The organism is Clostridium grantii DSM 8605, assembly GCF_900129965.1.
GTDB lineage: Bacteria > Bacillota > Clostridia > Clostridiales > Clostridiaceae > Clostridium_AF > Clostridium_AF grantii.
Map to the genome: position 1 here is coordinate 450,291 of NZ_FQXM01000002.1, position 12,049 is coordinate 462,339.

16 protein-coding genes are annotated in these 12,049 nt (G+C 28.8%); 12 read left to right on the forward strand and 4 right to left on the reverse strand.

Annotated elements, in window-relative coordinates:
- Positions 1-15: 15 nt before the first annotated feature.
- Together BUB83_RS01995 and BUB83_RS02000 are read left to right on the forward strand one after the other, a co-directional pair.
- The gene (locus BUB83_RS01995; RefSeq protein ID WP_073336458.1) at positions 16-555 is read left to right on the forward strand and encodes an adenylate/guanylate cyclase domain-containing protein; all 540 of its coding nucleotides are present in this window, start codon (positions 16-18) and stop codon (positions 553-555) included.
- Between the two features lie 53 nt (positions 556-608).
- Positions 609-2,612, forward strand: coding sequence for a TIR domain-containing protein (locus BUB83_RS02000; RefSeq protein ID WP_073336460.1), 2,004 nt, complete (start codon positions 609-611; stop codon positions 2,610-2,612).
- A gap of 502 nt (positions 2,613-3,114) precedes the next feature.
- On the opposite strand, the gene BUB83_RS02005 is transcribed toward BUB83_RS02000, so the two are convergent.
- The 4 genes from BUB83_RS02005 to BUB83_RS02015 all read right to left on the reverse strand — a co-directional run bounded on the left by BUB83_RS02005 (position 3,115) and on the right by BUB83_RS02015 (position 6,313).
- Positions 3,115-4,728, reverse strand: coding sequence for a recombinase family protein (locus BUB83_RS02005; protein ID WP_073336462.1), 1,614 nt, complete (start codon positions 4,726-4,728; stop codon positions 3,115-3,117).
- 122 nt (positions 4,729-4,850) lie between these two features.
- On the reverse strand, positions 4,851-5,297 hold the full coding sequence (locus BUB83_RS02010; protein ID WP_073336464.1) for an ImmA/IrrE family metallo-endopeptidase: 447 nt from the start codon (positions 5,295-5,297) through the stop codon (positions 4,851-4,853).
- A gap of 350 nt (positions 5,298-5,647) precedes the next feature.
- Complete coding sequence (locus BUB83_RS21800; RefSeq protein ID WP_207649319.1) at positions 5,648-5,818, reverse strand: hypothetical protein; 171 nt, start codon at positions 5,816-5,818, stop codon at positions 5,648-5,650.
- 15 nt (positions 5,819-5,833) lie between these two features.
- Positions 5,834-6,313, reverse strand: coding sequence for a helix-turn-helix domain-containing protein (locus BUB83_RS02015; protein WP_073336466.1), 480 nt, complete (start codon positions 6,311-6,313; stop codon positions 5,834-5,836).
- Between the two features lie 157 nt (positions 6,314-6,470).
- Between BUB83_RS02015 and BUB83_RS02020 the strand changes: the two genes are divergently transcribed.
- The 10 genes from BUB83_RS02020 to BUB83_RS02065 form a co-directional block, all read left to right on the forward strand.
- A complete protein-coding gene (locus BUB83_RS02020; RefSeq protein WP_073336468.1) occupies positions 6,471-6,710 on the forward strand; it encodes a helix-turn-helix transcriptional regulator in 240 nt (79 codons plus the stop codon).
- A 189-nt stretch (positions 6,711-6,899) separates the two neighbouring features.
- A complete protein-coding gene (locus tag BUB83_RS02025) occupies positions 6,900-7,949 on the forward strand; it encodes a YqaJ viral recombinase family nuclease (RefSeq protein ID WP_073336470.1) in 1,050 nt (349 codons plus the stop codon).
- A 29-nt stretch (positions 7,950-7,978) separates the two neighbouring features.
- Positions 7,979-8,359, forward strand: a complete 381-nt coding sequence (locus tag BUB83_RS02030) for a phage replisome organizer N-terminal domain-containing protein (RefSeq protein ID WP_073336472.1) — start codon at positions 7,979-7,981, stop codon at positions 8,357-8,359.
- Between the two features lie 81 nt (positions 8,360-8,440).
- On the forward strand, positions 8,441-8,938 hold the full coding sequence (locus BUB83_RS02035; RefSeq protein ID WP_073336474.1) for a DnaD domain-containing protein: 498 nt from the start codon (positions 8,441-8,443) through the stop codon (positions 8,936-8,938).
- Positions 8,871-9,650: a DnaA ATPase domain-containing protein gene (locus BUB83_RS02040; protein ID WP_084133350.1), complete on the forward strand. Its 780-nt coding sequence runs from the start codon at positions 8,871-8,873 to the stop codon at positions 9,648-9,650. The genes BUB83_RS02035 and BUB83_RS02040 overlap by 68 nt, the downstream gene beginning before the upstream one ends.
- Positions 9,651-9,930: 280 nt before the next feature.
- Positions 9,931-10,197 carry an AbrB/MazE/SpoVT family DNA-binding domain-containing protein gene (locus tag BUB83_RS02045; protein ID WP_073336478.1) on the forward strand — a complete coding sequence of 89 codons (267 nt, stop codon included), beginning with the start codon at positions 9,931-9,933 and terminating at the stop codon, positions 10,195-10,197.
- Positions 10,198-10,458: 261 nt separating this feature from the next.
- Positions 10,459-10,653 (forward strand): DUF4177 domain-containing protein, encoded by a 195-nt coding sequence (locus BUB83_RS02050; RefSeq protein ID WP_073336480.1) that lies wholly within the window; start codon positions 10,459-10,461, stop codon positions 10,651-10,653.
- A gap of 305 nt (positions 10,654-10,958) precedes the next feature.
- Positions 10,959-11,276 (forward strand): hypothetical protein, encoded by a 318-nt coding sequence (locus BUB83_RS02055; RefSeq protein ID WP_073336482.1) that lies wholly within the window; start codon positions 10,959-10,961, stop codon positions 11,274-11,276.
- A gap of 33 nt (positions 11,277-11,309) precedes the next feature.
- Positions 11,310-11,495 carry a hypothetical protein gene (locus tag BUB83_RS02060; RefSeq protein ID WP_073336484.1) on the forward strand — a complete coding sequence of 62 codons (186 nt, stop codon included), beginning with the start codon at positions 11,310-11,312 and terminating at the stop codon, positions 11,493-11,495.
- Positions 11,496-11,683: 188 nt separating this feature from the next.
- Positions 11,684-12,049: sigma factor (locus BUB83_RS02065; RefSeq protein WP_073336487.1), on the forward strand; the 366-nt coding region annotated here is incomplete at its 3' end.

A 12,049-nucleotide genomic window follows, 5' to 3' on the forward strand; every position in this document is an offset into this window, starting at 1 on the left:
AGATAGGAGGACTATATGGATAATTTTAATAACTTTGAATTTGATCTAATGAATTGTTCTGAAACAGAAATTAATAAAAGGTATGGTGAAGAAAAAGCAATCCTTTTAATTGATTGTACTGAATTTACCAATAATACCACTCGTGATGGCATTATAAAGAGTTTACAATCTGTACTTTTGATAAAGAAACTTATTAAATCTATGCAGTCTGAATATAGCGCTGTAATAATAAAACAAATTGGGGATAGTTTCATGCTGATTTTTGATGAAGTTGATTATAGTATTGATTTTGGACAAATACTTATTGAAGAAGTGAAACACAGTAATATCAAAACAAAGGTTAAAATTGGTATAGGCTACGGATTTATTCTTAACAATGATAATGAAGATATTTTTGGTGAACAGGTTAACTTTGCTAGTAAGTTAGGTGAAGAGTTAGCAGAAGAATCAGAAATGTTGATTACAAGGAATGCTTTTAGAAAAAGCAAGTATTATTACGATGCTCTTGAGTCTAGGCTCTATAAAAATATTGAGTATTATAAATTAAAAGAATAAAAGAGAGTGATTGAAATGCTAGAAAAAATATTTTAATTATGGAGGAAAGAAGTATGGATTATGATGTTTTTATCTCGTACTCAACAAAAGATAAGAAAATTGCAGAAACGGTGTGTTCTACACTTGAACTGGACAATGTTAAATGTTGGATTGCACCTAGGGATATTTTACCAGGAACAAATTATGGGGAAGCAATAGTTGAAGCAATAGAAAAATGTAGGATTATGGTGTTGATTTTCTCTGATAACGCAAATAAATCGAGACATGTTACCAATGAATTAGAAAGAGCACTGAATTATAATAAAATCATTGTACCTTTTAAAATTGAAGACGTTGTTCCTTGTAAGAAAATTGAGTACTTTCTAAGTGCGTCACAATGGATTGAGGCTTTAGCAAATCCAATTAAAAGTAAAATAGTTGAATTATCAACTATTATAAGGAGAATATTAAATGAAGGGGGGGAAGTAGAAGGTAATAGTAAGAATCCTAGTAAAGTCACTTCAAAAATAAATGAAAATAGAAAAAATATTAAGAATACAAATAATAACTTTTTGGCAATTGCTTTAAAGCATCTTAAGAAGTTTGGTGATAAGAACAAGAAAAAGAAAATTATAATAGGTGGCTGTATACTTATTGGGGTTATTTTTATAGGAACAATTATTGGTTATGTAAATGATAGCTCTCTAGATGAAGCAGTAAGTGTGGATAAAGAAGTTTTAACTACAACTAATAGTAATAACAACAATAAGAGTAATACTGATACAAGTACAGAAAAAGAACCTATAAAAGAACCTATACTAGTTGAAAATGCAACGATTAGTGATGTGGAATTATTGGTATATACCGGAAAAGAATATAAGTTAAATGTAATTATAATTCCAAATAATGCAGATAATAAGAATATTATATGGAAATCAGATGATGTAAACATCGCTGAGGTGGATAGTGAAGGGGTTGTTGTTGGAAGAAATTTAGGGACTGCATCCATTACAGCTACTACCGAAGATGGTAACATTGATATGGTTTGTCATGTTACAGTTGAGAAAGGATCTTTATTGCAAAATTTAAACTTTATTGAAACTAATAGAAAAAATCTTCATGCAGGTAAGGAAATACTTTTATCTCAAAAATATATTTACTATAATCAAAATGGTAAATTATATAGAAGTATGTACGATGGTTCAGAAAAAATACTTCTAACAGATATTTTAGAAAAAGACTCAGAAATTGCTGTACTAGATAAATATATATATTTCATTTCTGTCAAGGAAAATGAGTATTATTTTTATAGAATTCTATCTGATGGTAGTAAACAAGCCGAAGTAATAACTTCTTTAAAATCTATTGGTAGTTTTCTTGGAGATAAGTATAATTCTGGGCATGGAGATCCAATTATACGTTATTCAAAAAAAGATTTTGATTTTTCTGTATTCAGAGATAAAGTTTATTTTAAATATACCAACTTGTATCAATACGATCGCCTGTATGATTATTGTGAAAACAGATGGCATATTGCATATTATGATCCAGATAATGGGGAGATAAAAAGTGAAATCTCAATGTCAATAGATAAGCTTCAAGAAGATTCTACGGAATTTAATTATTTTGTTGAAACCTGGTTAGGTAGTGGTTGTTTATTTTATACCTACACGCAAAATAATGGATTATTTAAGAAAGAAATTGGTAGGGAAGAGAAATTATTAAGTAATGTAGTTCCTACAAATATTTTATCGGATGAGGAAAATGTATATTATATAGACCAGGATTATAGCTCATTAAATAGAATGTCTTTAGAGGGAACGTTAAATGAAAAACTTTATGATAATGTTACTTATTTCACTATGACAGATTTTGATGAAATACTATTTGTTTCAGGCGAGAATATATATAAGGTTGATAAGAATTTTAAGACACAACCTATAAAAATCGGTGATGGGGTAGAAAAATTTATATATGCAGGCGATTATCTGTACTACTATTTACCTGATTTATCAATTAAAAGAATTAATATAGAAACATCTGAAGAGCAAATTATTACTGAAGGAATAAAAGAATAGTAAAATCTTAATCTCTAGCAAAATTATTGAAGGATTTGTCTAGTAGATATAGACAAACCATACCTAAACTTAATTTATTCATGTGAAAAATCTCAGGTATTTGTGAGTTTTGGACTTGAATAAATTTATAGTTGAAGTGGTATGTCTATAGCAAGCTCAACCTAAAAATATTGCAAAAATCTTTGAGGTGTAAATTTTCCGGGTATGAGGGTCAACGAAATAATATAAATAGGAAAAGTAATGTATTATTTCATATGTGTTACAACAAAGCCTTCATGGAGAAATATCAATTGTAGTAAAATGGCCTAAAGTTTAGGTAGCTTTAGGCTTAAATTATTTTTTTGGTGTAACAAAAGTTGCTTTTATAAAATATCTTAATACTAGAGTGCTACAGGAGGTAAGTAATGAAATATGAAATTATAGATTGTATAGATTCTGGGACAGAATATTGACCTTGTGTTACGAAAGTGCCACAATTTGGAAGGAATAGGCGAGAAGGGGATCATTTTTTTTTATCCCCGGTGAATAAGTGTATTTTAAACGTGTTTTTGTTACCATCCCAAGTGATTTTTTCTACTATTGTTTGAATAAGGTTTCTTTGTTGTTTTATATCAGTTAAGGTATCATATTCATTATTGAATTTTTTCAAAGTATCTAAAAGAATTTCTGTATTGTCAATTTGCTCATTATGTGAAGAATTATTTTTTTCAACTAAATCAAGCTTATCTTTTAATTTATTGACTTCGTTATTTAACTTTCCCATTTCTGAAAAGATATACTTTGCAACCTGTTGATTATTGTTAAGGGATAATTGTTTTACAAGATTACTTATAGCTTTTTCTTTTTCAGCAATATTTTCTTTCAAATTTTGAATTGCATCAAGTTGAGAAGTATTTGAGGCTTCTTTTGTAATAGCCGCAGCTAATTCATCAATTAAAAGTGCTTTATTGTATGCTTTTAGTTCTTGAAGTACAAGAGTATCTAATCTATCCACACGGATATTGTGATTATCACATTTGTTTTTATAATTAGTATCTTTTGAAGAACAAACATAGTAATTATATCTTACGCCTTCTTCAGTTCTGGATTTATGACCAAGTTTAATTTTCATATTAGCACCACATACTTTACATTTAAGAATTCCAGTAAGAAGTGAAGTTGTGTTTCCAGTTCCTAAGCGTGGTAGTTTTTTATCTTTATTCTTATCTTGGGTAGATTGAACTTCTAACCATTCTTTCGAATCTATAACACCTTTATGTTTTGCCACAGCGGCTATCCATTCAGACATATTTCTTTCAATGGTAATTTTTTTGGTTTTATTATAAGTTAGGTAGCCATTACCATTAGCATTTCCAAAAACGTTAATACCTAAATCTTTTAGATAGTTTTCAACGTCAGAATTTGATTTCACATAAAGAGGATTTGATAATAACCTTTTAACTTGTATAGTGGCCCAATCACCGCCATTTTTACCTTTAATATTGGCTAAGTATAGATATTTAACAACTTGGCTTAAAGATTGTAGTTCTAAATACTTAGAAAATATCAGTTTTACAACTTCCAATTCTTCTTTAATAGGAGTTAATTTCATTAATGATCTTTCTTTTAATTCTGCATCAATATAGGTGATTCTTTCAGCTTTAAAGCCGTAAGGTTCTTGCCCTCCCAGCCAACGTCCGGTTTTAGCCAGTTGCAACATATTATCCTTAACACGCTCAGCAATGGTCTCACGCTCTAATTGAGCAAACACACTGGCAATATAGACCATAGCCCTACCCATAGGAGAACTTGTATCAAACTGCTCTCTAATAGACACAAAGCTTATGTTATTCTCCTGCAGTAATTCAAGAGTTGAGGAGAAGTCTGCAACATTTCTGCTGATTCTATCAAGTCTATAACAAATCAAGAAATCAAATTTATTTTCTTTAGCATCTTTTAAAAGTTGTTGGAATTGCGGTCTTTTAGTATCGCCGCCTGAAAAACCTTCATCTTCATATATGAAATATTCGTCAATATTAAGTCTTTCTCCATATTCTTTACATAGTTCTATCTGGTTCTCAATAGATTCACCTTTTCCCGTGAATAGGGATTTTCTGCTGTATATTGCGGCCTTCATTTTACTCACCTCAATTAATATTTTATACTTTTAATTGAATTAATTTTTCTTATCTTTTTTATTTTTCGACAAAATACAACAAATGCACAATATGTAAAATATTTCTGCAAAGAGTATAAAATTTACCCAAATTCATTTCTGAACTTGAGTTCAACAAACTTTTTATCAATGCTATATGTAGCAGCAATTTGATCTAAGGTTAATTCATAACAATTTTCCTCACAAATATATGCAAGAAGTAGTTCTGCAGCAAATAAGTTAGCTTCATTTTCAAATTTTTCTGAAACAAAATTAGTATTACTATTGATAAAAACAGCATTTAGTTTAGTATGATGCAGGGCATGTCCTAATTCATGTGCACAGGTAGTAATTTGAGCATATTCATCAATAGAATCGTTAATATAAATGATTTTATTTTTTTTGAAATATTGATAAAAACCGTTTGTTTGTACCATTGGACATTTGATAACAATTATATGTAAATATTCTGCTAGTTCAAATGGATCATTGGTACCGTATTTTTTGATCAATTTTTTTACCGATTTTTTTATAGTTTCTTTTGAAGTCAAAAGAACACCCCCAAATTAGTTTTTTTACGATTATCACGCTAATTTGTAATCCTGTAGGGGGTAAATCTACCCTATTTGCATAAACCTTGTATAAAATTTTTACAGTGCATCTAACTATTTAATAGCTTTAAGATAGGCAATATCAGATATATTTTTACCAGTAGCCACTTCTACAAAATTCAAATCTTTTGCAATAGCATCAACTTTTTTAGAAGTATCAGTAACAGCAAGCTCTATAATTTCAAGTCTTTCTCCGATGGTCTTTCCTTCTTTATCTTTAGCTCTATCAAGTTGTTCAGAAAATGAGGTTTGAACTTCTGCAACTGTATTTATATTAATATCTAATTTTTCTAGTATTCTAGTATTAAGGTATTCTTATCTACTTTTAATTCTATTCTTGATACTTTTTCATCCATGGATGTTTGAGTTTCTTTTAAAGATATAATTTCATCAATCATTGAGTTTTGTGTTTTTTCCATAGAAGTGAGTTTTTCTAGTATTTTATTTAACATTGTTTCCATTTGAAAAACCTACCTTTATTCATTATTTTTCTTATATTTCTTAGGAGTGTATTTTTCTTTATTTCTCTTTTTGGCTATAGCCATTCCCATTTCCATAGCATCAATGATTGATTGAATAGCTTCTGGTGTGGCTGGATTACCATCAAACATTAAGCCTTCTGATGTTTCTAGATTTTTCTTAACTTCTTCTAAATATTCTGAGATTTCTTTTTTGTCTTTAGGAGTTAACAAATCATTGGTTGTACTTGGTTGTAAATCAGGTTTGACGGAAGTTTGCTCATTGTAATTTTTTAAATCATGATTGCCTAGGAGGTAATCAATGGAAACGTTAAAGTGCTCTGCTATTTTTTGTAATGTTTCCATTTCAGGAATTTGCTTATTTTTTTCATATCTAGATATGGAACTTTTGTTTAAAAAGAAAATTTTAGCTAGTTCATCTTGAGTTAAACGAGCTTCTTTTCGTAATTCTTTTAATCGTTCACTGAATGTAGCCATTAAAATCACCTCAATTTATATTATATCTTCAGTTGCGTTAAAATAAATAAATGTTGTTCAACAAGAAACTTTTTTTTAATAAACTATTGACAAGTTGCATCAAAAGCCTATAATAGACTTATAAGTTGTTTTTGAAGCAACTAAAGGAGGCGAAAGAATGTTAGTTCCAAATGAATTAAAGGCAGCTAGAATACGTGGCGGATATTCACAAAAAAAGTTAGCTCAATTAGCTCTTTTAGGAGAAACATCTTATTCTAAAAGAGAAAACGGAGTAGTGCCATTTACAATTAATGAAGTTAGTAATATAGCGAAAATTTTGAATTTATCTAGTGAAGAAATAATGAAGATTTTTTTTAATGAAAAAGTTGCGTTTGATGCAACCGATAAAATAAGTTAATTTATTTTATGCAATTTCAAGTTTTTAAAACTATAGACAAACCACTTCAACTATTAAATTATACGTGTCCAAAACTCCTCAAAACGTAGAGATTTTGTACAAGTATAATTTAAGTTTACGTATGGTTTGTCTATAGGGTAGGTGGGGTAGTGAATAGTGGGTAGATATAAAGAGTGTAGGAGGCACATTATGGTTGGTTTTATAGAAGATAAGGAAATTTTTGAAAGTGCAAGAGTTATTTTTGATACTAGGAAGGATGATGAAGAAAGAACGAAATGGTTAAAAATTAGAGGCAAAAGCATTGGGGGTTCTGAGATTGCTAAAATTGCTGGATATAGTAAATATGGTTCGGCTTTAACAGTATTTAATGATAAGTTAGGACTTTCAGAAAAATTTAAAGGGAATATTCATACTGTCTTTGGAAATAGAATGAAGCCTTTGATAAAAGAATGGATACAAGATGATTTTGAAGAAGCTACTAAGATTGAATTAAGAATATTTGAGTACCCCTATATGATGATTCATAAGAAGTATAAATTCTTTTCAGCAAATATTAATGGGTTAGCAAGGTTTGAAGATAATTACAAATACTATGAAAATTTGGATACTAAAGAGAGTGAATTTATTCCTAAAAATGAGCTTGTAGGATTAGAAATTAAAACAGTTAGTGAGTTTTTAAAAAATAGGTGGGAAGGAGATGAAATTCCAAATGAATATTATTATAAATGTCAGTGGTATATGGGGGTTACAGGGCTTAATTATTTTTTATTAGTTTATTTAATAGGGAAAGAAGTTAAGTGGAAAATAATTTCAAGAAATGAAGAGGCTATAAAAGTTTTGTTTGAAATAGGACAAGATTTCTGGGAAAAACACATACTTGAAAAAGTTCCACCTGCACCGGTTGGATTACCATGTGAAACCAAAGAAATACTTTATAATCAAACACTAAATAAGGATATTGAAGTTAATATTGGTGATAACAAATTAGAAAGATATAAAGTAATAGATGAGCAAATCAAAGCTTTAGAGAAGGAAAAGGAGCAATTAAAACAATTAATATATTTAGAATTAGGAGAAAGTAAAAAGGGTTCTAATGGACTATATAAAGTAACTAGATATGAAATTAAAAAAGATAAAATAGATAGTAAACTTTTAAATGAAAAATATCCAGTTACTTATGCAGCTATAAAAAATGGAACAACAGAATATGTGACCATGAGAATTACAAAATGTAAATAAAAATATATTCACAAAAGAAGGTGAAATAAATGGCAGATGTAAAGTGGATTAAAATAACAACTTCAATCTTTGATGATGAAAAAATAAAGCTTATAGATTCAATGCCAGAGAGTGATGGAATATTTACCATTTGGATTAAGCTTTTAGTTCTTGCAGGTAAAATATATGATGAAGGGTATATCTATCTTGATGAAAATATACCTTTCACAGATGAGATGCTTGCTGCAATATTTAACAGACCTCTTAATACCATTCGCTTAGCTTTAGATGTATTTAAGAAATTTAAGATGATAGAAATACTTGATAATAACTTTATATTCATTTCTAACTGGGGTAAACATCAAAGCCTTGATAAATTAGAAAAGTTAAAGGATCAGAATAGAAAAAGAGTAGCTAGGCATAGGGAATAGAAGAAAGAAGTCAAGCCTACCCCTAAAGATGAAATATGTAGCGAGAGTGTAGAAAATAGATTTGATAAAAGTAATTTTAAGATGAAGGATGTTAAATTAGATGTAATGTTAAGTAACAAAAATGTAATGTTACGTAATGATGTAGAAGAAGAGAGAGATAAAGAAGAAAGAGATAAAGAAGAAAGAGATAAAGAAGAAAGAGATAAAGAAGAAAGAGATAAAGAAGAAAGAGATAAAGAAGAAGATTTAGAAAGAGAAAAAGAAAGAAGAAAAGAAGAGATTTCAACGTGGTCTACTGATTTTTCTCTTGAAGCTTGTAATTATTATGAAAAAGCAGGATTTGGGACTATATCACAAATCACTTTAGATAAAATAACTGACATGGTAAATGAATTTACTCTTGAGTGGTTTAAGGGTGCTGTAGATATTGCAGTTATGAGAAATAAAAAAAGTCTTAGTTATGTTCAAGGGGTTTTAAACAATTGGAGAGCAGAAGGAAGGGAAGAAAAAAATGGATCTACAAGCCACCATAAAAAGGATGCAAGCAGCTTGTACGATTTCTCAATGTTCGGAGGATAAATATAAGTGTGAAGAGTGTATGGATACTACTTGGATTATAAATGAAAACAATGTTTGTACCAGATGTGAATGTTATGAAAAAAGAATTATCGAGAATGCCTGGAGTAGATTTGGAGTTAAACCAGAAGAGGTTGCAAAAGTTAACGATTATAAGCCCTTCGATGATGTAACCTATGAAGTTAAAAATAAAGCCATTAAATATATACAAAACTTTGATGGAATAAAGAAAGGAAAAGAAAATAGTTTTGGCTTATTTGGTCAGCCAGGGGCAGGGAAAAGCCACTTAGTAATTGCCATAGGAGCTGCTTTACTAAATAGGCAAGAGAAATTTATTAAAGTGGTTTATATGCCTTATGAAGAAGTGATTAGAGATTTAAAAGCCAATGCCATGGATGATGAAAATTATATAAAAATTCAATCAAAGTATTGCAGAGCGGAGCTGCTGATAATGGATGATTTATTTAAAAGCAAAGTGAAAAACAATAAGTTGATTGCAGAATTAAACAGCTCAGACATCAAACATATATACCCAATTATTAATTATAGATATTTAAATAAATTACCTGTTTTAGTGTCAAGTGAGTGTACTCCACAAATGTTGATTGAGTTAGATGAAGCTATTGCTAGAAGAATTTTAGAAATGTGCGGGGATAATATAACGGTTTTTAAAGGAATTAAATATAATTATAGTTTGAAAAAATTTATTAAGTAAATAAAGGCTATGTTTTAAGAAATTGTTGATTTCATATAATATCGAAAACAATTCTAAATTTATTTTAACTAATGTAGCTAAAATTTTCTAACTCGCAAGCTCAGACAAGAAAATTTCTTAACGCTCCATGATTTAAACTAAACAAGAATAGTAGATTCTCATTATAATGAACTCCACAATTTAAAACATATCCTCAGTTAACTAATGGAAAGCTTTAAATAAATGTAAAAATCAACATTTATTTAAAACAGAAATTAAATAGAAAATGGAGGATGGGAAAATGAAAGCAACAGGAATTGTAAGAAGATTAGATGAGTTAGGAAGAATAGTTATACCAAAGGAGTTAAGAAAGAAACTTAATTTCGTTGAAAAAGAAACACAAATTAATATATCAAAGGAAGAAGTTTATCTTAAAAAATATAGTGTTGGATGTATGCAATGTGGTGAGGTTAATGGAGTAATTACTACTGGTAAAGTTTCATTATGTAGAAAGTGTTTAAAAGAAATGGTTGATTATGTTAAAATAAATACCGACATTTTAGGTTAAAAGGTAAGAATGTTGAATCTTGTTATCAGAACAGTGGACAACCAGTGCTCAATAGGATGCACAAAATGAAGGGCAGAAATGGATCCATAGCACATTCCAATTAAAAGTAGGAATAATGATCTTTGAAAATTGAATAATACGGTATTATGAAGAAATATAAAGATGTAGAAATATGAGAAATATGTTATAATTTCCATATAAGTTAATATAATTTATTTATTACTTTATAGAAACTAACGTATTAATAGGAGGGGTTTTATTTTGGAAAAGTGGGAATATACTACTATTAAAATACAACTTAAGGGATTTCAGGGAGGTATATTGGAAGTAAAAGATTTTGACGACGAACTCAATAAAATGGGAGAACAAGGGTGGGAATTAGTATCTTGTTTTTCTACAAATGGAGGATCAGGTTATGGCAGAGAGGCAATAGCAGTTTTTAAGAGAAGAAAGTAATTTTGGTGTGCCTTTTATTCCAGAAATATTAGTAAAAATATGTGTAGTAATATTTGCTATAATAATAGCCTGTGAATATTTTATACAAACAAAATGGGGTTATTGGAGCATGTTGATTTATTCAGTTTTACTCTGTTGTGTAAGTATTTTTCAAGCAAATAAATAGGGTAGTCAACCCTTTATAGGTAATGCTATTTATGCTGCTATTGTTACTATATATACAATATTGCATTCTAAATATTTTATAGGGGATATTGTGTCTAATGAATAATATTCTTTCATAATCAAATCATGGAGTTGATATTTTGATAAAGATTACAAGAAAAAAGGGATATGCAGATAGTTTGCGAAAATACAAAATAATATTAGATAATAATTATTTAGGTGATATTAATCAGGAGGAAATAAAAAGTTTTGAAGTTGCACCAGGTGAGCATACAATTTATTTAAATATTGATTGGTGTAGAAGTAATAAATTGGATTTTTATATTTCAGAAAATGATGTTATTGAATTTGAGTGTGGAAGTTCTTTGAGAAGCTGGAGATACTTTTTTGGTCTTATTTATATAACCTTTCTGAAAAATAAATATTTATGGATAAAAACAGTAGATAAATTTAATTAGCAATATTCTTATTAGGTGAAGGGAGAGAACAACATGAGAGTTTGTAAGAATTGTGAGTCAAAGATGGTAGAGGGATACAAAATGAAAATAAATACTACTACGTTATTCGCAGATATGACTATTGCAAAAAAAGGTTTTAGTGAAAAGCCTACAGTGGCAGTGTGTCCTATTTGTGGAGAAATAAGTTTATATATTGAAAAGATTGATAAGGTTAAATAATGAGCATAACAGTTGTTTGTGATTCTAATCCAATTTAATAATTTTTAAAATACCGTATTATTCATAACTGAATTTTACGGTATTTTTGCGTTGCAATACAAAGATAAGGTGTATTAGAAAAGAGAAAATTATAGATAAAATTTAGCGGTGTAGCAGGCCTACACTAGATATAAATTGGGGGTGTCAACTTGAAAGATTTAATTATAAAAGCAAAACAAGGAGATAGCATGGCTACTGAAACTATTATAAATAAATATATGCCTTTGGTAATAAGTGAGGCATCAAAATATCATATACCAGGGTATGAGTTTGAGGATATTGTACAACATAGTATTTTAAGTATTATAAAAGCTATTAATTTATATAATATAAATTCAAATTCTTTTAGCTCGTTTCTAGCTATCACAGTTAAACGTAGTAATATAAATCTACTTAAAGGAACAATTAAGCATTATAGAGAAGTTCAAGATGAAACTATATTGAATAATAGCATAGATTTATATGGTTTTACTGTGGAAGATGAAGTTATAGCTTATGATATGGTGGATAAATTA

Excerpts from the sequence above, each read along its gene's own strand:
- BUB83_RS01995 (WP_073336458.1), top strand. The coding sequence starts at position 16 with ATGGATAATTTTAATAACTTTGAATTTGATCTAATGAATTGTTCTGAA.
- BUB83_RS02000 (WP_073336460.1), top strand. The coding sequence starts at position 609 with ATGGATTATGATGTTTTTATCTCGTACTCAACAAAAGATAAGAAAATT.
- BUB83_RS02005 (WP_073336462.1), bottom strand. The coding sequence starts at position 4,728 with ATGAAGGCCGCAATATACAGCAGAAAATCCCTATTCACGGGAAAAGGT.
- BUB83_RS21800 (WP_207649319.1), bottom strand. The coding sequence starts at position 5,818 with ATGGAAACAATGTTAAATAAAATACTAGAAAAACTCACTTCTATGGAA.
- BUB83_RS02015 (WP_073336466.1), bottom strand. The coding sequence starts at position 6,313 with ATGGCTACATTCAGTGAACGATTAAAAGAATTACGAAAAGAAGCTCGT.
- BUB83_RS02020 (WP_073336468.1), top strand. The coding sequence starts at position 6,471 with ATGTTAGTTCCAAATGAATTAAAGGCAGCTAGAATACGTGGCGGATAT.
- BUB83_RS02025 (WP_073336470.1), top strand. The coding sequence starts at position 6,900 with ATGGTTGGTTTTATAGAAGATAAGGAAATTTTTGAAAGTGCAAGAGTT.
- BUB83_RS02030 (WP_073336472.1), top strand. The coding sequence starts at position 7,979 with ATGGCAGATGTAAAGTGGATTAAAATAACAACTTCAATCTTTGATGAT.
- BUB83_RS02035 (WP_073336474.1), top strand. The coding sequence starts at position 8,441 with ATGAAGGATGTTAAATTAGATGTAATGTTAAGTAACAAAAATGTAATG.
- BUB83_RS02040 (WP_084133350.1), top strand. The coding sequence starts at position 8,871 with ATGGATCTACAAGCCACCATAAAAAGGATGCAAGCAGCTTGTACGATT.
- BUB83_RS02045 (WP_073336478.1), top strand. The coding sequence starts at position 9,931 with ATGAAAGCAACAGGAATTGTAAGAAGATTAGATGAGTTAGGAAGAATA.
- BUB83_RS02060 (WP_073336484.1), top strand. The coding sequence starts at position 11,310 with ATGAGAGTTTGTAAGAATTGTGAGTCAAAGATGGTAGAGGGATACAAA.